We start from the raw sequence: 20,203 nt of genomic DNA, 5'->3' as shown, positions 1-20,203 counted from the left end.
ACTTGACTCGCTGCGATCTCTCGTAGCGGGAGGCGAATCATACAGCGTTTAGAAGCGCTGTCAACCATCATCTCAACCGCTGGCGATCATTTGATCGTAGCCCTTTCAGCTCTTTCCGAACAACCTAACTTATTGAATTTCAAGAAGTTTGTCGTTCCGATGTCGCTGGAAGTGGGGCGCATTATAAGGGGATCCGAGAGGGCGTCAACCTTTAATTTCATTTATTTGAAATGTTCCAGGCGAAGACCTTATCAAGGCTACCAGGTGCTCGCCACAACACCTTCTGCGCCTGTGAGATCGAGCGCCGCACAGGCCCTTGCCCCCTCCCCTATCTCCGGCCAATTCTGGGCAGCACCCGCGCAACAGCAGGAACCCGCAACACCATCAACACAGCCCCAATACCCGCATAGATCGCCCACTCCCGCAGATCCGAGCGCACGATCCACAAGAAATGCAGCAACCCCAACCCAAGTATCACGTACACCAACCGATGTAGCTTCTTCCAACGCGCCCCCAACCGCCGCTGGCTATACCGATTCGAGGTAACGGCCAGGGCCAGCAACCCAAGAAACCCAAGCGCCCCCACAATAATGTAAGGCCGCTTGCGCAACTCCACCGCCAACTGCCCCCAGTCCAGCCCAAGGATAAAGAACAGGTAAGCCAGGATGTGCAGCACGATATAGGCGAACACCCACAACCCCAGTTGCCGGCGCACCACGATCCAACCCGACCATCCCGTCAGCTTCTGCAGCGGCGTCATGCCCAAGGTAACCAGCAGGAAGGTCAGCGCCCCGAGCCCAAGCCGGTCCATCATGATCTTTCCAGGATCAGGCCCTAGCAGATTCATCGCCGCCTCATACAACCACCAGGCCGGGAACAGGCACCCCACGATGAAGATGGCCAGGCGAAACCAGGGGTAACGCATCAATAGTTCTTCCGCAGATCAAGCCCGGTATACAGCGACGCCACTTCATCGGCATAGCCATTGAACATCTGGGTTTCTCGCACATTGGGACTGAACAGCCCGCTGGGCAGCCGCCGCTCACGCGCCTGACTCCAACGGGGGTGGTCGACCGTCGGGTTCACATTGGCATAGAACCCATATTCATCCGGCGCCAGCCCTTCCCAGGTGGTGCCGGGTTGCTCCGTCACCAGGCTGATACGCACGATCGACTTGATGCTCTTGAAACCATACTTCCACGGCACCACCAGCCGCAACGGCGCGCCATTCTGGTTGGGCAGCTCCCGGCCATACATGCCAACCGCCAGGATCGCCAAAGGATGCATCGCCTCATCCAGACGCAAGCCTTCCCTATAAGGCCAGTCGATCAGGGCGAACCCCGAACGCTGCCCCGGCATGTGCTCCGGGTCTTTCAGGGTTTCGAAGCGCACATAGCGCGCCTTGGACGTCGGCTCTACCTGCTTGAGCAACTGCGCCAACGGGAAGCCCAGCCACGGAATGACCATCGACCACGCCTCCACGCAACGCAGCCGGTAGATGCGCTCCTCTAGCTGGTACGGTTTGACGAAGTCTTCCAGTGCATAGCGCCCGGGCTTACCCACCTCGCCATCGACCACAACGCTCCACGGTTCGGTTTTCAGGCTATCGCCCTTGGCCGCCGGGTCGCCCTTGTCGGGCCCGAACTCGTAGAAGTTGTTGTAGTGGGTGGCATCCTTGAACGGCGTGATTGTCTCACCCTGGACCGTTACTGCCTGCCATCGGGTGGCCGCGAGTTTTTCACTGAACCAGCCAGGCGCCCTGCCAGCTTCGACATCGGCGTAACGGCTGGTTTCAGCTGCGCGCGCCATGCTCGGCAAGGCGCCCAGCGCCAGGCCGGCCAACGAGCCACCCAGCAGGGTACGACGGGAGAGGTAGATGCCTTCGGGGGTGATCTCCGATGCCTTGCACTCGGAAGACCTGGAAAGCTTGATGAGCATGAGCGGCTCCACAGCACTGGATAACGGATGTACCAGTAAGACTATGGAGCCGGCGGGTTATTCCTGCATTAAATGATTGTCACGCTTTGCGACGGCGTGCCTTGAGCAGGAACTGGATCGGCCCCGAAGCCGCATAGGCGAGGAAGATCAGCAGCAGGATACGCGGCGGGTCGCTGAACACCACGGCAAACACAAGCACCACGGCCAGGATAGCCACGAACGGCACACGACCCTTGAGGTCCAGCTCCTTGAAGCTGTTGTACTTGATGTTGCTGACCATCAGCATGCCGGCAGCAGCCACCAGCAGCGCCACCAGGAACGACAGCTTGGAGCCCTGGATGCCGTAGTCACTGAACGCCCACACGGTACCCGCGACCACGCCCGCGGCAGCTGGGCTGGCCAGGCCGATGAAGTAGCGCTTGTCAGCGGTGCCGACCTGGGTATTGAAGCGTGCCAGACGCAGTGCTGCACCGGCCACATAGATGAAGGCGACCATCCAGCCGACCTTGCCCATGTCGCCCAGCGCCCAGCCAAAGGCCAGCAAGGCCGGAGCCACACCGAAGGCGACCATGTCCGACAGCGAGTCGTACTCGGCACCAAAGGCGCTCTGGGTGTTGGTCATGCGCGCGACACGACCATCGAGGCCGTCGAGCACCATGGCCACGAAGATGGCGATGGCAGCAAAGGCAAAGTACTTGCTCGCCTCGCGCGGGTCACCGGCGCTCAGTGCGCTCTGTGCGCTCATCGAGCTGATGATGGAATAGAAACCGGCAAACAGGTTGGCGGTGGTAAACAGGTTGGGCAGCAGGTAGATGCCACGATGGCGCACCTTGCGCCCTTCGGCGTCATGCCCTTCTTCAACGTGCTCATCGACAGGTAGCAGGCTTTCGGCGTCGGAGGGCTTGTTCGGCTCTTCGGGACGTTCGCTCATGGAGGGTACCTTGCAACAGGATGGAAAATGTTCGACACGGGCCTGCAAAACAGGTTCTGACGGCAGGCCACTGGTCTGCTTTATACCAGAAGCGGACTGTCAGAACGAAAAAACGCGGCCGAAGCCGCGTTTTTCATCTTTCGACAAGACTTAGTTCTTGGTCTTGTCGACGATTTTGTTAGCCGAGATCCACGGCATCATCGAGCGCAGTTGCTCACCGATGATTTCGATGCCGTGAGCGGCGTTGTTGCGACGCTTGGCAGTCATCGATGGATAGTTGGTAGCACCTTCGGAGATGAACATCTTCGCGTACTCGCCGTCCTGGATGCGCTTCAGGGCGTTGCGCATGGCCTTGCGGGATTCTTCGTTGATGACTTCCGGACCGGTTACATACTCACCGTACTCGGCGTTGTTGGAGATCGAGTAGTTCATGTTGGCGATGCCGCCTTCGTACATGAGGTCAACGATCAGCTTCAGTTCGTGCAGGCACTCGAAGTAGGCCATTTCCGGCGCGTAGCCAGCTTCGACCAGGGTTTCGAAACCGGCCTTGACCAGCTCTACGGTACCGCCGCACAGAACAGCCTGCTCACCGAACAGGTCGGTTTCGGTCTCGTCCTTGAAGGTGGTTTCGATGATGCCGGTACGGCCGCCGCCTACGCCCGAAGCGTACGACAGGGCAACATTCTTGGCGTTGCCGGAGGCATCCTGGTAAATGGCGATCAGGTCAGGGATACCGCCGCCCTTGACGAACTCGGAGCGAACGGTGTGGCCCGGGGCCTTCGGCGCGATCATGATCACGTCGAGGTCGGCACGTGGAACAACCTGGTTGTAGTGGATCGAGAAACCGTGGGAGAAGGCCAGGGTAGCGCCCTTCTTGATGTTCGGCTCGATTTCCTGCTTGTACAGTTGGCCTTGGAACTCGTCCGGGGTCAGGATCATGACCAGGTCGGCAGCAGCGACGGCAGAGGCAACGTCGGTCACTTTCAGGCCATGGGCTTCTGCCTTGGCAACGGTGGCCGAACCTTTACGCAGACCGATGGTGACATCTACACCGGAGTCCTTCAGGTTGCACGCCTGAGCGTGGCCCTGGGAACCGTAACCGATGATGGCGACTTTCTTACCCTGGATGATGGAAAGGTCGCAGTCTTTATCGTAGAAAACTTTCATGAAAATACCCCTGGTTATATCTCGGCCCCTGCGGAGCCATCGCTAATTTTTTTGAATTTAGATGCTGAGCACTTTGTCGCCACGGGCAATGCCGGTAACGCCGCTGCGCACGGTTTCGAGAATCGATGCAGTGCCGATCGCCTGGATGAAGCTGTCCAGTTTGTCGCTGGTGCCGCTCAGCTGCACGGTGTACACGCTGGCAGTCACATCGACGATCTGGCCACGGAAGATATCCGTGGTGCGCTTGATCTCGGCGCGCTGGGCACCGGTGGCCTTGACCTTGACCAGCATCAGTTCACGCTCGATGTGAGCGCTTTCCGACAGGTCGACGAGCTTGACCACTTCGACCAGCTTGTTCAGGTTCTTGGTGATCTGTTCGATCACTTCGTCATGGCCAACAGTGGTCAGCGTCAGACGCGACAGGGTCGGGTCTTCGGTCGGCGCCACGGTCAGGCTTTCAATGTTGTAGTTACGCTGGGAGAACAGGCCGACCACGCGGGACAACGCACCTGGTTCGTTTTCCAGCAGCAGGGAAATGATGTGCCGCATATCAGGTACGCTCCGTCTTGCTCAGCCACATGTCACGCATCGAGCCATCCTTGATCTGCATCGGATAGACGTGCTCACTGCGGTCAACCGCGATGTCGATGAACACCAGGCGGTCCTTCATCGCAAACGCTTCTTCCAGCTTCGGCTTGAGGTCCTTCAGGCTGGTGATGCGGATACCCACATGGCCATAGGCCTCGGCCAGCTTGATGAAGTCAGGCAGCGACTCGACGTACGAGTGCGAGTGACGACCGTTGTAGGCCATGTCCTGCCACTGGCGGACCATGCCCAACACACCGTTGTTCAGGTTGACGATCTTCACCGGCAGGCCGTACTGCATGCAGGTGGACAGCTCCTGGATGTTCATCTGGATGCTGCCTTCGCCGGTCACGCAGGCCACGTCCTGGTCCGGGAAGTTGAGCTTGACGCCCATCGCCGCCGGGAAGCCGAAGCCCATGGTGCCCAGACCACCGGAGTTGATCCAGCGGTTCGGCTTGTTGAAGCGGTAGTACTGCGCCGCGAACATCTGGTGCTGGCCCACGTCGGAGGTGACGAAGGCATCGCCATTGGTCACTTCGCACAGGGTCTCGATGACTTTCTGCGGCTTGATGACATTGCCGTCACCCTTGTCGTAAGGGAACAGCTCGCCATTGCCACGCCATTCGTCGATCTGCTTCCACCAGGCATCCAGCGCCACCTTGTCAGGCTGCTCGCCGATTTCCTTGAGGATGCCAAGCATTTCGCTGAGCACGCTGTCGACAGGCCCGACGATCGGTACGTCGGCCTTGATCATCTTGGAGATCGACGCCGGATCGATGTCGATATGGATGATCTTGGCGTTCGGGCAGAACTTGGCCGGGCCGTTGACCACGCGATCGTCAAAACGGGCACCGACGGCGAAGATGACGTCGGCATGGTGCATGGCCATGTTGGCAGTGAAGCTGCCGTGCATGCCGAGCATGCCGAGGAACTGGCGGTCGGTACCCGGGAAGCCCCCCAGCCCCATCAGGGTATTGGTGACCGGCAGGTTCAGCGACTTGGCGATTTCGGTCAGGGCTTCGGAGCCACCACCGAGGATCACGCCGCCACCGGAGTAGACGATCGGGCGCTTGGCCGCCAGCAGCATCTCGGCAGCCTTGCGGATCTGGCCGGAGTGGCCACGTACCGCCGGGCTGTAGGAGCGCAGCTTGACCTTTTTCGGGTAGACGTATTCGAACTTCTCGGCCGGGTTGGTCATATCTTTTGGAATGTCGACCACGACCGGACCTGGGCGACCGGATTGCGCCAGGTAGAATGCTTTTTTCAGAACTTCGGGGATTTCGCTGGCATGTTTGATCATGAAGCTGTGCTTCACGATCGGCCGCGAAATACCGATCATATCGGTTTCCTGGAAGGCATCGGTGCCAACCATGGTGCTAGGCACCTGGCCGGACAGGATGACCATCGGAATCGAATCCATGTAGGCGGTGGCAATACCGGTAATGGCATTGGTCGCGCCCGGGCCGGAGGTCACCAGCACCACACCGGCCTTGCCGGTGGCGCGGGCGTAGCCGTCCGCCATATGGGTAGCTGCCTGCTCATGACGAACCAGGATGTGCTCGACTTCCGGTTCCTTGAACAGCGCGTCGTAAACATGCAGGAGAGCACCACCAGGGTACCCGTAGATGTGCTTAACGCCTTCGTCACGCAAGAAGCGGACGACCATCTCAGCGCCAGATAAAAGCTCCACGTTGTTCACCTCTAAAACGCCAGAATACCGCCCTCACTGGACGGGTCTTAATAGGTTTACTGCCAAGCAGAGCATGAGCGAACGTCAGCACTGACTGAGCAAGTATTGGGAGCACCCCAGAGTGTTGCGGGGTTTTCCCACCCAGCGCGAGGTAACGCGTTGCGGGGTGTAACAGGTCGGCGCGGGTGTGCGCCTCATGATCTGCTTAGCGGGTCTGCTTCTGGCAGTCCCTCTACAGCGGAGATTGGATTCTTCTGATTCGGCGCCAACAAGTCAAGAAAAATTATTGCCAATTTTTCCCCAAGATGAATTCCTGCCACCACTAAAAATCGCTTCAGCAGCAGAATAAATAAGATTTCCACAAAAAAGGGCCACAATCTGCGGCCCTTGGAGGAAAAACTGAAGAAATCAGGCGGAAGGAGCAATCAATTGGTCAAATGCTGCCAACAGGCGCCGTAGCTCACGACTTTGCTCTGGCCGGTCGGTAAACACGGTTTCGGCCATTACAAGGATGCCTGATGCATTGGGCAGCGGATGGCCCAGCTCGATGATGATCTTCATGCGCGGCAGGAAGATCCATTGCAACCACTGCTCGAAACTGAGGGTGTCGACTGCAAAAGGCACCGTACTGGCCAGTGCCTCGTCGCTTGGCGGCTCGTCATCCCACCAGCCTTGCACTTGCAGCTCACGCTCGATCAACAGCAGGTGGTCGGCAACATCCAGAATGCGCTGCTCGATCATCACGAATTGACCCGTGCCTTTTGCCGGGCCAGTGCTGCACCAGCGCTGTCACCCTGCTTTTCGCGGGCCTGGGCAATGGTGTTCCACAGCTCGGCCTGAAGGCTCGGACGGCCGTTGGCGTAAGTCAGGGCACGACGCGCCAACTGCTCGGCCTGCGGCGCATCGCCTTGCGAAAGACGCACCTGGGCCAGGCGGTAAAGCACCTGCGGCTCGCGCGGGGCAATGCGCTGGGCACGCTCCAGGCTCGAGGCGGCACCGTTGAAGTCACCACTGCCCTGCTGGGTTTTCGCGGTGGTCAGCAGCGCCAGCACCGGGCCGTCCAGCTGCTCGTCGGCCGACAAGCCACCTGCAGCTGCGCTGCTACGCGGTATACCAGTTGGTGCGCTGGTGGTTTGCGGGGCACTGTTCATCGCCGCGATATCGAAAGGTTCGTCGGCGATCGGGTTGGGGTTGGTGGTCATCGGTGCCGAAGTGACAGGCCCTGTGGTGATCGGCCCCGGAGTGATCGGGGAGGTGCTGATCGGCGCTGCGCCATTGGCCGCCGGGAATGTCTGAATGCCCGAGGCGCCAGCGCCCTGCGGGATCATCACGGTGACGCCGGAGTCTTCAGGCAGCGTTTGCGCCTGTGCGGTGCCCGCGCTATAGCCACCCGCAGAGCGGTTGGCCGTCACGCGTTCGCTGTTGGACACGCGGGTGCTCGAGTCGACCACCGGAATATTGCCACGCGGGACGCTGGCGCACCCCTGGAGCACCGCCAGCGCCGTCACGGCAGGAAACAGCCACTTGTTCACGTCACACCTCATCAATGCAGCCTGTGCTTAATTCATCCAGCCCTTGACCCAGTCCATGACCGATTCAACTGGATCCTGCTCACCGCCACAGGTCGCGCCGGCGGGCGGTTCACTGCCGCGAATATACGGCATCTGCACCGCTCCCGGACAGCTGCCATCAGACCCGTGGCCACTGTACGGGTCGATCCAGGCCTGCACCACGTTGTCCGGTTGCGGCATGTCCAGCGGCAGCGGGTCGGCCTTCTTCATGAAGCTGGTCCACACCTGCAAGGCACCGGTGGCACCGGTGAATGGCGTCTTGCCGTTATCGTCACGCCCCATCCATACAACGGCCAGCAGGTCCTGGCTGAAGCCGGAGAACCAGCTATCGCGCGAATCGTTACTGGTACCGGTCTTGCCCGCCAGGGTGAGATTGCGCGGCAAAGTGTTGTACACCGAGCGGCCGGTACCTTCGCGCATCACCCGCTGCATGGCGTTCTGCACCAGGTAGATGGCCCCCGGGTCGAAGGTTTGCTGGATCTGGAACGGGTAGCGCTTGAGCGGCTCGCCCTCGGCGGTGAGCACGCTGCGGATACCGCGCATCGGGGTGTTGAAGCCGCCATTGGCGATGGTCTGGTACATGGTTGCGACCTGCATCGGCGACATGCCACCGGCACCCAGCAGCATGGCCGGGAAGGCTGGCCAGTCGACATTCACCCCCAGCCGGCCAATGGTCTTGATCACGTTAGGCACACCCACTTCCAGGCCGATCTTGGCAGTCGACAGGTTGTAGGAGTTGGCCAGCCCCTGGTACAGGTAGATGGTGCCATGCGGGCGACGATCGTAGTTCTGCGGGCGCCAGACCTGGCCGTCGGCACCTTTGACCGAGAACGGCTCGTCCTGCACCCAACTGGTCAAGGTGTACTTGGTCGGTTGTTCCAGCGCGGTCAGGTACACCGCCGGCTTGACCAGCGAACCGATCGGCCGCACGGCATCAATGGCGCGGTTGAAGCCGGCGAAGCCGGCCTGGCGGCTGCCGATCAGCGCCTGCACCTCACCGGTTTCCGGATTGGTCACGACCATCGCCGACTCAACCTCGTCCGCCCCCTTGCGCCCCGCGAGGCGCTTGAAGGTCTCGCTCATCGAGGTTTCGGCCTTCATCTGCAGGATCGGGTCGAAGCTGGTGAAGATGCGCAGGCCTTCTTCGGTCAAGTCTTCATCGCGGTAGTCCTGGCGCAGCTGACGCTTGACCAGGTCGAGGAAGGCCGGGAATGAGCTGTCTGCCAGGCTGCCGCGCTTGGTCACGCCCAGCGGCATCTTCTTCGCTGCATCGACTTCTGCCTGGCTGGCCACGCCCTGCTCGGCCACCAGGTCGAGCACCAGGTTGCGGCGGGCCAGGGCGCGGTCCGGATAGCGACGCGGGTTGTAGTAGGAGGGCCCCTTGACCATGCCCACCAGCAGAGCGATCTGGTGCAATTTCAGCTCCGACAGCGGTTGGCTGAAGAAGAACTGGCTGGCGAGGCCGAAGCCGTGCACCGCACGCTGACCATCCTGGCCGACGAACACCTCGTTGAGGTAGGCCTCGAGGATCTCGCGCTTGTCGTAGTGCAGTTCCAGCAATACGGCCATCATCGCCTCGGTCAGCTTGCGGCTGAGGCTGCGCTCGCTGGTGAGGTAGAAGTTCTTCACCAACTGCTGGGTCAGGGTGCTGCCACCCTGGCGCATGGAACCTGCCGAGGTATTGACCCACATGGCTCGGGCGATGGACTTGGGCGACACCCCGAAGTGGCTGTAGAAATCACGGTCTTCCGTCGCCACCAGGGTTTCGAGCAGGTACGGCGGCACCTGGTCGATCTTGATCAGGATGCGGTCTTCGAGGTTTTTCGGGTAGATGCCGCCGATCATCAGCGGCTCCAGGCGCACTACATCGAGCGTCTTGCCGTTGGCGCCGGAAAGGCCCGCCACATAATCGCCAGAGAAGCGCACACGCACGAACTGCGCCGGCTCCATGCCCTCGTAGAACTGGAAGCCACGGGTATTGAGCTCGACGGTATTGCCGTTGACTGCCGCCGCGCCCGGGCCGTTGGCCGCGCTTTCACGCCGGTAGCCGAGGGCGTCCAGCTCGGTGAGGAAGTCGTTCTTGCTCAGCTTCTGGCCGGTGAACAGCTCCAGCGGCCGGGCATACACCTTGGCCGGGATGGTCCAGCGCTTGCCGGAAAACTTTTCCTGGACAACGGCATCGAGGTAAACCGCGAAGCCGGCGACGATCACCAGGCCGACCAGGCTGAGCTTCAAAGCCCAGCCCAGCCAGGCGCGGGAGCGGCCGGTCGGGCGTTTCTGAGGGGTACGGGGATTTCGGGTTCGGGTCATGGCGGCGGATTATACGCACTTTATAAAGGCTGGGCAGACGCCCCCGGCGGTAGGCAGGGACGGCACCATTGACCATAATGGCGCATTCGAATTCCCTGCCCCCGGAAGGATTTCCCGTGAGCCAAGCCCTTATCACTGCGTTGCAGAACCCCGCCCTGTACCCTCACCCCGTGGATGGGTTCCAGCTCATCGAGACGCATATCTCCTGGGTCCTGCTCACTGGCGAGTATGCCTACAAGATCAAGAAGCCGATGAACTTCGGCTTCCTCGACTTCACCGGCCTGGACCAGCGCCGGCATTTCTGTAACGAAGAATTGCGCCTGAACCAGCGCCTGACCGACGGCCTGTACCTGGAAGTGTTGCCGATCACCGGTAGCGTCGACGCGCCGCAGATCGGTGGTGAAGGCGAAGCCATCGAGTACGTGCTGAAGATGCGCCAGTTCCCCCAGGGGCAGATGCTCAACACCCTGCAGGCCAATGGCGAACTGAATGCCGCGCACATCGACCAGATGGCCCGGCAGATCGCCGAGTTCCACCTGCAGGCCCCACGCGTTCCGGTGGAGCACCCGCTCGGCACGCCGGACAGCGTGATGGCGCCTGTGGAACAGAACTTCGAGCAGATTCGCCCGTTCCTCAGCGACAAGGCCGACCTGCAGCAACTCGACGCCCTGCAGGCCTGGGCACGCAGCAGCTTCGAGCGCCTGCATGGCCTGCTGGAAAAGCGCAAGGCCAATGGTTTCATCCGTGAATGCCACGGTGACATCCACCTGGGCAACGCCACCCTGATCGACGGCAAGGTGGTGATCTTCGACTGCATCGAGTTCAACGAACCGTTCCGCCTGACCGATGTGTACGCCGACACCGGCTTCCTGGCCATGGACCTGGAAGACCGCGGCCTGAAATGCCTGGCCCGCCGCTTCATCAGCCAGTACCTGGAACTGACCGGCGACTACGAAGGCCTGGAACTGCTCAACTTCTACAAAGCCTACCGCGCGCTGGTGCGGGCCAAGGTTGCACTGTTCAGCATGCCAGCCGATGCCGATGGCGTGCAGCGTGCCACCACCCTGCGCACCTACCGCAACTATGCCAACCTGGCGGAAAGCTACAGCGCCATCCCGTCGCGCCTGCTGGCCATTACTCACGGTGTTTCGGCAGTGGGCAAAAGCCACGTCGCCATGCGCATGGTCGAGGCCTTGGGAGCCGTCCGCGTGCGTTCGGATGTGGAGCGCAAACGCCTGTTCGGCGAACAGCAGCAGGCTGACGCTGGCCAGCTGAGTACCGGCATCTATGGCCAGGACGCCAGTGTCGCGACCTACCAGCGCTTGCACGAGGTGGCGGCGACCGTGCTGCGAGCCGGCTTCCCGGTGGTGCTGGATGCCACCTACCTCAAGCGCGATCAACGCCAGGCCGCGGCGGACATCGCCAGCCAGACCGGCGTGCCATTCCTGATCCTCGACTGCCATGCACCGGATGCGGTCATCGCCAGCTGGCTGGAGCAGCGCCAGGCAGAAAACACCGACCCGTCGGATGCCACCCTGGAAGTGGTCAAGGCCCAGGAGGCCAGCCGTGAGCCGCTGAGTGCACAAGAGCTGGTGCAGAGCACCCGTGTCGATACCCAGAGTGCAGGGAGCATGGACCAGGTGATCGAGCAGATTCGCCAGCGCTTGCCTGGGCTGTAAGGTTAGCGTTTTCCTGTGCCGGCCTCTTCGCGGGTAAACCCACTCCCACGGACAGGTACTGCGTCAGTCGTGAGACTTGCAGAGAACCTTGTGGAAGCGGGTTTACCCGCGAAGAGGCCGGCACAGGACATCTCGTCGCCCCCTATGGCAAAAGGCCGCGCATTTCCCATCCCCCGCTACACTCCTCTCTGACCTGCTCGCGATTTATCCCCCAATCCCCGTTCAGCCATCGCAAGGAGGCTCGATGAACGATGAATTGCAGCATCTGAAGAACCTTGGCAAGACCTCTGCGCAGTGGCTGCATGCAGCCGGCATCCACAGTGCATCGGATCTGCGCCGCCTGGGCGCGGTAGGTGCGTACCAGGCCGTGAAGACACGAGGGTTCCGCGCATCGAAGGTGCTGTTGTATGCCATTGAAGGCGCCCTGCTGGACATGCACTGGAACGATTTGCCGCTGGAGCGCAAAGAGGCGCTCAACCAACAGCTGGATGCGAAAAGCCCTGCGCAAAAAAATCAGAAATAATCTCAGGAAAGGATTGACGACGAAATGAGAATCGTTATGATTATCACAACTGGTCGCGAGACTGGTTGGATAAGCTAAGAGCCCCTGGTTCGGACTCTCAGATTATCTCCTCATCAGGCTAATCACGGTTATTGACCCGGCAATTTGCCGGGTCTTTTTTTGCCTTTTGCAGCCTTGTCACCGCAGTTGCGCGCAATAGTCCTGCTCCGGCGTCGCTGCCGTGTACCACACAAAATCAGCCTCGCCTGCCTCAACCTGCTCACCGACCTCTGCCAGAAGCAATACCTTGCCCTCCCCCTGCGCTTGCAGGTCAGCCAGGTGCAACGGCACACCCAAGTCCTTGCGCACGTGATAAGCCCCGGCCAGCAGCACTGCCGGCTGCGGTGCAGCCAGCAACCGCTCGGCCATGCGCCGGTCGCGCTGTTGCTGCACAGCCAGCATTGCCGGCAACTGGCTTTCTGGCAGCATCCCGCAATGCCCAGCACGTACATGCTCCAGCAAGGCGGCCTTGACCGCCGGCGCATTGGAGCGTTCGCCAGGTAACGAGGCCGGCTGACGATAAGCCTGGCGCATCTCGCCGGTTGATAGGTTGGCGGCCAGCAAAGGCACCCGCTGCTGCAAAGCCTCAGTCACGATTGGCCCGTACATCTGCCAATCCCAGCCGTCCTGCCAAGCCAGAGCCTTGGGCAAATCTGCCGGCAAAGGTTGCCCCGCGAGCTTGTCCAGCAGCGGTTGCTGCTCGGGCTGCAGCATTTCCAGCAGCAGGCTGCCCTGCACACGTTGGCCTTGCAGGGCGCGCAGCAGCCACAACTGCAGTGCGTGATGATCGGGGTTGTCGTGTTTCTCGCCGACCAGCACCCGGGGGGCGGCAGACAGGTGCTGCACCAGTTGCTCAGGGCTGATCAGCTGGCCATTGGCGAGATCGACGATATGCCCCAGCTCGGCATGGCTGCGCCCCTCACTGCTCTGCCAGGCGGGCAGCGGTGGCAGGTTGGCCTGGCAGCCACCCAGTACCAGCACCAGGCACAGCGAGAAAACGGACAGCAGCGGATGTCGCATGGGCAGTACCTCCATTCATGGTCTGCACCAGCACTTGTAGGAGCGCACCAGCGTTAGCGTGTGATGATCAGCGGATGCCCACGCTCTGGGTGCGTCTGTACCAGCACATCGATCCCGTATACCGCCTTCAAAGCCGCAGGCGTCAGCACTGCTGACGGTGCGGCAAAGGCATAGCAGCGCCCGTGCTCCAGCAGCAGGATACGGTCACAGTAGCGCGCCGCCAGGTTCAAGTCATGCAGGATCACCAGCACCGCGGCGCCACGCTCGGCAAAGCGGCGCACGGCCTCCAGGGTGGTGTGCTGGTGCAATGGGTCGAGCATCGAGGTCGGCTCGTCGAGCAGCAGCGTGGTACCCGCCTCGCCCGGCCACAACTGCGCCAGCACCCGAGCCAGGTGCACCCGTTGCCGCTCGCCGCCAGACAACGCCAGGTAACTGCGCTCCACCAGGTGCCAGGCATCCGCCGTCCGCAAGGCCGCCTCGACGATTTCCGCATCGCGTCGCTGCCCGGTGCCATGAGGCATGCGCCCCATGCCAACCACTTCCTCGACCCGGAACGAGAACCCCAGGCTGGACACCTGCGGCAATACCGCCAGGCGCCTGGCCCGTTCCTGCCCCGCCCAGTCGGCCAGCGGCCTGCCCTTTAGCGTCACCTGCCCGCGATCAGGCACCAGTTCACCACACAGAACACCCAGCAGGCTGCTCTTGCCCGCACCGTTGGGGCCGAGCACGCCCACCACCTGCCCCGGGCCCAGCTGCAGATGAATGTCATGCAGCACTTCATTGCTGCCCCGCCGCAAGTACAGCCCCTCGGCTTGCAACATCAGCTGCGCCCTCGTATCAGCAGGAACAGGAAGAACGGTGCACCGATAAAGGCCGTGACGATGCCGATCGGCAGCTCGGCAGGCGCCACCAGCAGCCGCGCCGCCAAATCGGCGAACAGCATCAGCGCACCGCCCGCCAACAAGGAAGCTGGCAGTACCACACGGTGATCAGGCCCGGCCAGCAGGCGCACCAGGTGCGGTACCACCAGGCCGATGAAACCGATCAACCCGGCAGCCGCCACCGCCGCACCTACGCCCAGCGCCGTGCAGAACACCAGCTCGCGCTTGAGCCGCTCCACGTCAATGCCCAGGTGGCGTGCCTCCGACTCACCCAGCAGCATGGCATTCAACGCCTTGGCCCGGCGTGGCAGCCACACAGCCACGCCCGCAGCCGCCAGCAGCAACGGCCACAGTCGCTGGTAACTGGCGCCATTGAGGCTGCCCAGGTTCCAGAAGGTCAGCGTGCGCAGCGTGGCGTCGTCGGCCAGGTAGGAGAACAGCCCCACGACAGCCCCGCCCAACGCGGTCATGGCCACACCTGCCAGCAGCATCGTGGCGACGTTGGTCTGGCCGTCGCGTCGGCCCAGACGATAGACCAGCGCAGTCACGCCCAGCCCGCCGATGAATGCACAAAGCGACAATAGGTAAGGCGCAAGCACATCCGGCATGCCGCCCAGCCAGCTGCCACCAACGATGGCCACCGCCGCGCCCACCGCCGCCCCGGCGGCAACCCCTACCAGGCCGGGGTCGGCCAGTGGGTTACGGAACAGCCCCTGCATCGCTACACCGGACAACGCAAGCACCGCGCCCACCGCCAACCCCAGCAAGGTGCGTGGCAGACGGATCTGGCCGAGGATCATCTCGGCCTGCTGCAAGCCGTCAGCAGCTATAGGCAGCCCCAGCAGGCGCAGGCCGGCACGCAGGGTATCGAACAGCGGCAGGCTGACCGGCCCCAGGGCCAAAGACAACCACACCGCCAGGAGGCACGACAGGCTCAGGCAAACGAACAGCGTGCGTGGCTGGACCCGTTGTTTCATTGGGCGAGGCTGGCCTTGGCAGCCGGATAGAAGGTGGCGGCAAGCAACTGGAGTGTTGCCGGCAGGCGTGGTCCGAGCCCGCCGACCAACAGCGTCGGGTCAAGCGATACCAGACGCTTCTCCCGCACGGCGCGCGAGGCCGCCAGCGCGGGGTTTTCTTTCAGCAACGCCTGCAAGGCCCGCTCATCGGCCAGCGCCCGGTCGGAAAACACGATCACATCCGGGTCCAGCGCCGCCAGTGCTTCGCTGGAGAAATTCTTGTAGCCCTGATGTTCTGCCAGGTTATGCCCACCCGCCTGGTTCAGCAGCCAGTCACCGGCGGTGCCCTGCCCCGCGATCAGCGGCTTGGCACCGGCATGCCCGAGCAGCAGCAATACTCCTGGCGCCTTCTGCCCGGCCTGGGCCTGCCTGACCTCGGCCTGCAAGGCATCGAGCTGCTGGTGGTACCCCGACGCCAAGACCGCGGCCTGATGTTCTGCCCCCAGCAACTGCCCCAGGTGCTTGAGGTTTTCATCCACTGCCGCCAGTTCAGCCTTGCTGGAGAACAGTTCGACCCGCACGCCAGCCTTGCGGATTTGCGCCAGTACCGGTGGCGGCCCCATTTCCTCGGTGCCCACCAGCACATCCGGGCGCAGGCTGAGAATGCCTTCCGCAGACAACTGCCGCTGGTAGCCGACGCTGGGCAGTGACTTCAGCGATGGTGGGTGCTGGCTGGTGGTATCCACCCCCACCAACCGCGCTTCACCACCCAGCGCACTGATCCATTCGCTCAGTGCACCACCAGCGCTGACCCAACGCTGCGGCAGCTCGGCCGCCAGGGCCTGGGTGGGGAGCACAAGGCTCGCGCACAGGGCGAGCAAGGCGACGAGACGACGCATCATCGGGTTCCTTCTGCAGGCGGGCCGCGCGCCTTGTGGCGGGCGACGGAACTGCGCACCATAAGCAGCCGGGCGCAGCGAATGCGGGCCATTTGATAATTATTCGCATTGAAGCGTCAAGCCACCACTTGTTTCACGAGTCGTCCTTGCCATGCACTTCCTTTGTACCTCCCGCGGTCTGCTCGAAGGCCAAAGCCGCGCCTTCAGCGTAGACGGCGTCGAACTGTTCGGCGTACGCCGCCAAGGCCAGGTGTACCTCTACCGCAACCGTTGCCCCCACCGCGGCATCCCCCTGAACTGGGCAGAAGATGCGTTTCTCGATGACGGCGCCAGCCTGATCCACTGCGCCCATCATGGGGCGCTGTTCCTGATCGAAAGCGGCGAATGCGTGGCCGGGCCGTGCGAGGGCGAGCAGCTGCAGGCCCTGGGCTGCCACGAGGACAGCCAGGGCATCTGGTTCAAGGGGTAAGCAGCACCGGCAGGCGACGGTCGATGACGATGCCTTCAGCGGCGTCCAGGCGCGTGCCGTAGGCCAGCACCTCCACCCCCTCCGCCACCGCTGCGCGCAGGGCTTGGGCATAGGCCGCATCGATTTCCTCGGCCGGGCGCACCGCGTCGATACCGGTCAGGTTCACGCAGTACAGCTGCACCGCCCGCACGCCTTGCCTGGCCAGCTTCGCCAGCTCGCGCAGGTGCTTGGCACCGCGCTGGGTAACTGCATCAGGGAAGGCCGCGACCGTGCTGTCTGGGTAGCCCAGCGTCACGCTCTTGACCTCGACATAGGCCGGGGCACCGTCGAACTCCAGGCGAAAGTCGATGCGGCTACCTTCGTCGCCGTAGGCCACTTCACGCCTTAAAGCACTGAAGCCTGCAAGTTCGACGATGATGCCGGCATGTAGAGCCTCTTCGACCAGTGTATTGGCCCGCCCGGTATTCACACAGGCCAGCCGCCCTTGCGGGGTTTCGCTGATTTCCCACGTGCCCGGGAGCTTGCGCTTGGGGTCGTTGGAGCGGCTGAACCACACCTGCCCGCCTTCACGCATGCAGTTGAGCATGGAGCCGGTGTTGGGGCAGTGGATGGTCAGTTGTTCGCCGCCGGGCAGTTCGATATCCGCCAGAAAGCGTTTGTAGCGGCGCAGCAGGCGGCCCTGTTCGAGTGGGGGATGGAACTGCATCAGCCTTGCCAGCTCCGCAGGCCGCGGGCAATCCGCTGCACCGCCTCTTCCAGGCGTGGCAGGCTCTGGGTGTAGGCAAAGCGCACGTGGTGGCCGGCCAGGTGTCGGCCGAAGTCCAGGCCCGGGGTGAAGGCCAGGTGCTCCGTTTCCAGGAAGTGCCGGCAGAAGGCGAACGCGTCACCGCCAAAGGCACTGATGTCGGCATAAAGGTAGAAAGCCCCTTGCGGCTCGACGGCAATGCGGAAGCCCAGTTCGCGCAGGGCGGGCAACAGGTAGTCGCGGCGACGGGCGAACTCGGCGCGGCGCTCCTCGAAAATGGCCAGGGATTCGGGCTGGAAACACGCCAGCGCGGCATGTTGGGCCATGCTTGGCGCACTGATGTACAGGTTTTGTGCCAGCTTTTCCAGGTCGGCCACCGCGCCAGGAGGCGCCACCAGCCAGCCAAGGCGCCAACCGGTCATGCCGAAATACTTGGAAAAACTATTCAGGACAAATGCCGAGTCGTCCACTTCCAGCACGCTGGGTGCGTCCATGCCATAGGTCAGCCCGTGGTAAATCTCGTCTACCACCAGGTGGCCATGCCGTTCGCGGGTGGCGCGGGACAGGCTGGCCAGCTCGTCACGCCCCAGCACAGTGCCGGTCGGGTTGGCCGGCGAGGCGACCAGGGCACCGACCGTGCCTTTGTCCCAGTAGCGGTCGACAAGGCCGGCGGTCAGTTGATAATTCACATCCGGGCCCACCGGCACCAGCTGCGCCCCGCCCTCGACCAGGCGCAGGAAGTGGCGGTTGCACGGGTAGCCCGGGTCGGCCAGCAGCCAGTGCTTGCCTGGGTCGACCAGCAAGCTGCTGGCCAGCAGCAGCGCACCGGAGCCACCCGGGGTGATGAGGATGCGTTCAGGGTCGACAATCAGGCCATAACGCTGGCCGTAGAAACCGGCAATGGCTTCGCGCAGCGCCGGCAGCCCGCGAGCGGCGGTGTAGCGGGTGTGCCCGGCGGCCAATGCGGCCTGACCGGCGGCAACGATGGGCGCGGCTGTGGTGAAGTCCGGCTCGCCGATTTCCAGATGGATCACATCGTGCCCGGCCGCCTGCAGCTCGTTGGCCCGAGCCAGCAGCGCCATGACGTGGAAGGGTTCGATGGCGCGGCTGCGCGCGCTGTAGGGGTGGGCCATGACCTTCTCTCAATTGGGTCTAAACTGGAGATTCTACCTCTGCACGCCACCGAACGTGCGGTTCGCGCCGCTGTCAATTACCTGGATCGGGCGGGGTAGCGCACCCCCGATCTATCTGGTAAGTTCGGCGGCTCGCAGTCGCAGGGCCGGCGGGTGCCGGAGATGGAGCAGCCTGCGCATTGGATCAGATGAGTGAGAGGCGGTCTATTCATGTCCACCGTAGAAAAGCAAAAAGCCCAGACCATGTACGGTGTCGAGCCCTACGTAGAAACCAAGGGTGAAGAGTACATGGGCGAGCCCATGAAACAGCACTTCACCAAGCTTCTCGGCGCCTGGAAGCGAGACTTGATGGAAAGTGTCGACCGCACTGTGGATCACATGAAGGACGAAGCAGCCAACTTCCCCGACCCGGCCGACCGTGCCAGCCAGGAAGAAGAATTCGCCCTGGAGCTGCGCAACCGCGATCGCGAACGCAAGCTGATCAAGAAAATCGACAAGACCCTCGAGAAGATCAAGGCCGATGAGTACGGCTGGTGCGAATCGTGCGGCATCGAGATCGGCCTGCGTCGCCTGGAGGCCCGCCCTACCGCCGACCTGTGCTTCGACTGCAAGGAAATCGCAGAGAAAAAGGAAAAGACGGTCGGCAAAGGCTGATCTTTCTTTCCACCTGAACGGGGCGCATCATGCGCCCCGTTTCATTTATATACCCAGCCTGACCATGACCGAATCAAGCTACATCGGGCGTTTCGCCCCCACCCCCAGCGGCTTCCTGCACTTCGGCTCGCTGGTCGCCGCCCTCGCCTCCTGGCTCGATGCCCGCGCCGTGAACGGCCGCTGGCTGCTGCGCATGGAAGACACCGACCCGCCTCGGGAAATGCCCGGTGCCCGCGATGCGATCCTGCAGACCCTGGAACGCTACGGCCTGGAGTGGGATGGCGAAGTGGTGTTCCAGAGCCAGCGGCACGATGCCTATGCCGCGGTCGTCGACCGCCTGTTCAACATGGGCCTGGCCTACGCCTGCACCTGCTCGCGCAAGCAGCTCGAAGGTTACAACGGTATCTACCCAGGCCTTTGCCGCAATGCCGGGCATGCTCGTGAAGGCGCAGCGATCCGCCTGCGCGTGCCAGAGCTGCTCTACCGTTTTACCGACCGGGTGCAGGGCGAGTTCCAGCAGCACCTGGGGCGTGAAGTGGGCGATTTCGTCATCCAGCGCCGCGACGGGCTGTATGCCTATCAGCTGGCGGTGGTACTGGACGATGCCTGGCAAGGTGTTACCGACATCGTGCGTGGCGCCGACCTGCTCGACAACACCCCGCGCCAGCTCTACCTGCAAGAGTTGCTGGGCTTCTCGCAGCCGCGTTACCTGCATATTCCGCTGATCGTGCAGCCGGACGGGCACAAGCTGGGCAAATCGTACCGCTCGCCGCCGCTGCAGGCGGACCAGGCGACACCGCTGTTGCTGCGGGCGCTGCGGGCGCTGGGGCAGGAAGCAGACCCCGAGTTGTTGCTGGCAACGCCAGCCGAAGTGCTGGCGATGGCGCGCAAGCAGTGGCGGCCCGAGGCGATTGCACAGCGAACCACGGTGCCAGAGGCCGATTTGCGCTGAGGCATTACCGGCCCTATCGCCGGCAAGCCAGCTCCCACAGGTACAGCACAGCACTCAGATC

Annotated in this window: 20 protein-coding genes; 5 read left to right on the top strand and 15 right to left on the bottom strand. The window is 62.5% G+C overall.

What is annotated here, in order from left to right; all coding sequences use genetic code 11:
* Positions 1–328 precede the first annotated feature (328 nt).
* The 9 genes from msrQ to mrcB all read right to left on the bottom strand — a co-directional run bounded on the left by msrQ (position 329) and on the right by mrcB (position 10,192).
* Positions 329–925 carry a protein-methionine-sulfoxide reductase heme-binding subunit MsrQ gene (gene msrQ / locus IRZ77_RS07395; RefSeq protein WP_046613101.1) on the bottom strand — a complete coding sequence of 199 codons (597 nt, stop codon included), beginning with the start codon at positions 923–925 and terminating at the stop codon, positions 329–331.
* A complete protein-coding gene (gene msrP, locus IRZ77_RS07390; protein ID WP_046613102.1) occupies positions 925–1,938 on the bottom strand; it encodes a protein-methionine-sulfoxide reductase catalytic subunit MsrP in 1,014 nt (337 codons plus the stop codon). Before msrP ends, msrQ begins: the two co-directional genes overlap by 1 nt.
* A 79-nt stretch (positions 1,939–2,017) precedes the next feature.
* Entirely contained in the window at positions 2,018–2,869 is an 852-nt protein-coding gene (gene pssA, locus IRZ77_RS07385; protein WP_003250045.1) for a CDP-diacylglycerol--serine O-phosphatidyltransferase, read from the bottom strand.
* Positions 2,870–3,019: 150 nt separating this feature from the next.
* The gene (gene ilvC / locus IRZ77_RS07380) at positions 3,020–4,036 is read right to left on the bottom strand and encodes a ketol-acid reductoisomerase (RefSeq protein ID WP_013974255.1); all 1,017 of its coding nucleotides are present in this window, start codon (positions 4,034–4,036) and stop codon (positions 3,020–3,022) included.
* A gap of 57 nt (positions 4,037–4,093) precedes the next feature.
* Positions 4,094–4,585, bottom strand: coding sequence for an acetolactate synthase small subunit (ilvN, locus tag IRZ77_RS07375; protein ID WP_003250040.1), 492 nt, complete (start codon positions 4,583–4,585; stop codon positions 4,094–4,096).
* A gap of 1 nt (position 4,586) precedes the next feature.
* A complete protein-coding gene (locus IRZ77_RS07370) occupies positions 4,587–6,311 on the bottom strand; it encodes an acetolactate synthase 3 large subunit (protein WP_046613717.1) in 1,725 nt (574 codons plus the stop codon).
* A gap of 408 nt (positions 6,312–6,719) precedes the next feature.
* Positions 6,720–7,052 carry a YqcC family protein gene (locus IRZ77_RS07365; RefSeq protein WP_031324603.1) on the bottom strand — a complete coding sequence of 111 codons (333 nt, stop codon included), beginning with the start codon at positions 7,050–7,052 and terminating at the stop codon, positions 6,720–6,722.
* Entirely contained in the window at positions 7,052–7,855 is an 804-nt protein-coding gene (locus IRZ77_RS07360) for a tetratricopeptide repeat protein (RefSeq protein WP_046613103.1), read from the bottom strand. Before IRZ77_RS07360 ends, IRZ77_RS07365 begins: the two co-directional genes overlap by 1 nt.
* 15 nt (positions 7,856–7,870) lie before the next feature.
* Positions 7,871–10,192, bottom strand: coding sequence for a penicillin-binding protein 1B (mrcB, locus tag IRZ77_RS07355; protein ID WP_023661650.1), 2,322 nt, complete (start codon positions 10,190–10,192; stop codon positions 7,871–7,873).
* A gap of 116 nt (positions 10,193–10,308) precedes the next feature.
* Between mrcB and IRZ77_RS07350 the strand changes: the two genes are divergently transcribed.
* Entirely contained in the window at positions 10,309–11,871 is a 1,563-nt protein-coding gene (locus IRZ77_RS07350; protein WP_046613104.1) for a bifunctional aminoglycoside phosphotransferase/ATP-binding protein, read from the top strand.
* 244 nt (positions 11,872–12,115) lie between these two features.
* Complete coding sequence (locus IRZ77_RS07345) at positions 12,116–12,394, top strand: TfoX/Sxy family protein (protein ID WP_013974260.1); 279 nt, start codon at positions 12,116–12,118, stop codon at positions 12,392–12,394.
* A 177-nt stretch (positions 12,395–12,571) separates the two neighbouring features.
* Here IRZ77_RS07345 and IRZ77_RS07340 read toward each other — a convergent pair whose 3' ends face one another.
* Genes IRZ77_RS07340 through IRZ77_RS07325 form a run of 4 tightly spaced genes read right to left on the bottom strand, consistent with a single transcriptional unit; the run spans position 12,572 to position 16,192 of the window.
* Positions 12,572–13,453 (bottom strand): ChaN family lipoprotein, encoded by an 882-nt coding sequence (locus IRZ77_RS07340; RefSeq protein ID WP_046613105.1) that lies wholly within the window; start codon positions 13,451–13,453, stop codon positions 12,572–12,574.
* Positions 13,454–13,506: 53 nt separating this feature from the next.
* Positions 13,507–14,274, bottom strand: coding sequence for a heme ABC transporter ATP-binding protein (locus IRZ77_RS07335; RefSeq protein ID WP_196173197.1), 768 nt, complete (start codon positions 14,272–14,274; stop codon positions 13,507–13,509).
* Positions 14,274–15,311: a FecCD family ABC transporter permease gene (locus IRZ77_RS07330; protein ID WP_196173195.1), complete on the bottom strand. Its 1,038-nt coding sequence runs from the start codon at positions 15,309–15,311 to the stop codon at positions 14,274–14,276. The genes IRZ77_RS07335 and IRZ77_RS07330 overlap by 1 nt, the downstream gene beginning before the upstream one ends.
* Positions 15,308–16,192, bottom strand: coding sequence for a heme/hemin ABC transporter substrate-binding protein (locus IRZ77_RS07325; protein WP_108480740.1), 885 nt, complete (start codon positions 16,190–16,192; stop codon positions 15,308–15,310). Before IRZ77_RS07325 ends, IRZ77_RS07330 begins: the two co-directional genes overlap by 4 nt.
* Positions 16,193–16,340: 148 nt before the next feature.
* Here IRZ77_RS07325 and IRZ77_RS07320 point away from each other — a divergent pair, with 148 nt between their 5' ends.
* Positions 16,341–16,658: a Rieske (2Fe-2S) protein gene (locus tag IRZ77_RS07320; RefSeq protein WP_196173192.1), complete on the top strand. Its 318-nt coding sequence runs from the start codon at positions 16,341–16,343 to the stop codon at positions 16,656–16,658.
* On the opposite strand, the gene sfsA is transcribed toward IRZ77_RS07320, so the two are convergent.
* Together sfsA and IRZ77_RS07310 are read right to left on the bottom strand one after the other, a co-directional pair.
* Positions 16,648–17,364: a DNA/RNA nuclease SfsA gene (gene sfsA / locus IRZ77_RS07315; RefSeq protein ID WP_046613110.1), complete on the bottom strand. Its 717-nt coding sequence runs from the start codon at positions 17,362–17,364 to the stop codon at positions 16,648–16,650. The two genes, IRZ77_RS07320 and sfsA, sit on opposite strands and share 11 nt — an antisense overlap.
* Positions 17,364–18,536 carry a pyridoxal phosphate-dependent aminotransferase gene (locus tag IRZ77_RS07310; RefSeq protein WP_196173190.1) on the bottom strand — a complete coding sequence of 391 codons (1,173 nt, stop codon included), beginning with the start codon at positions 18,534–18,536 and terminating at the stop codon, positions 17,364–17,366. The genes sfsA and IRZ77_RS07310 overlap by 1 nt, the downstream gene beginning before the upstream one ends.
* Positions 18,537–18,746: 210 nt before the next feature.
* Here IRZ77_RS07310 and dksA point away from each other — a divergent pair, with 210 nt between their 5' ends.
* The gene (gene dksA, locus IRZ77_RS07305; RefSeq protein ID WP_046613112.1) at positions 18,747–19,190 is read left to right on the top strand and encodes an RNA polymerase-binding protein DksA; all 444 of its coding nucleotides are present in this window, start codon (positions 18,747–18,749) and stop codon (positions 19,188–19,190) included.
* Positions 19,191–19,254: 64 nt separating this feature from the next.
* Positions 19,255–20,142 (top strand): tRNA glutamyl-Q(34) synthetase GluQRS, encoded by an 888-nt coding sequence (gluQRS, locus tag IRZ77_RS07300; protein WP_046613113.1) that lies wholly within the window; start codon positions 19,255–19,257, stop codon positions 20,140–20,142.
* Positions 20,143–20,203 lie beyond the last annotated feature (61 nt).

It is taken from the genome of Pseudomonas pudica, assembly GCF_015680405.1.
In the GTDB taxonomy this organism is placed as follows: domain Bacteria; phylum Pseudomonadota; class Gammaproteobacteria; order Pseudomonadales; family Pseudomonadaceae; genus Aquipseudomonas; species Aquipseudomonas pudica.
This window is presented reverse-complemented; position numbering and strand designations above follow the sequence as displayed.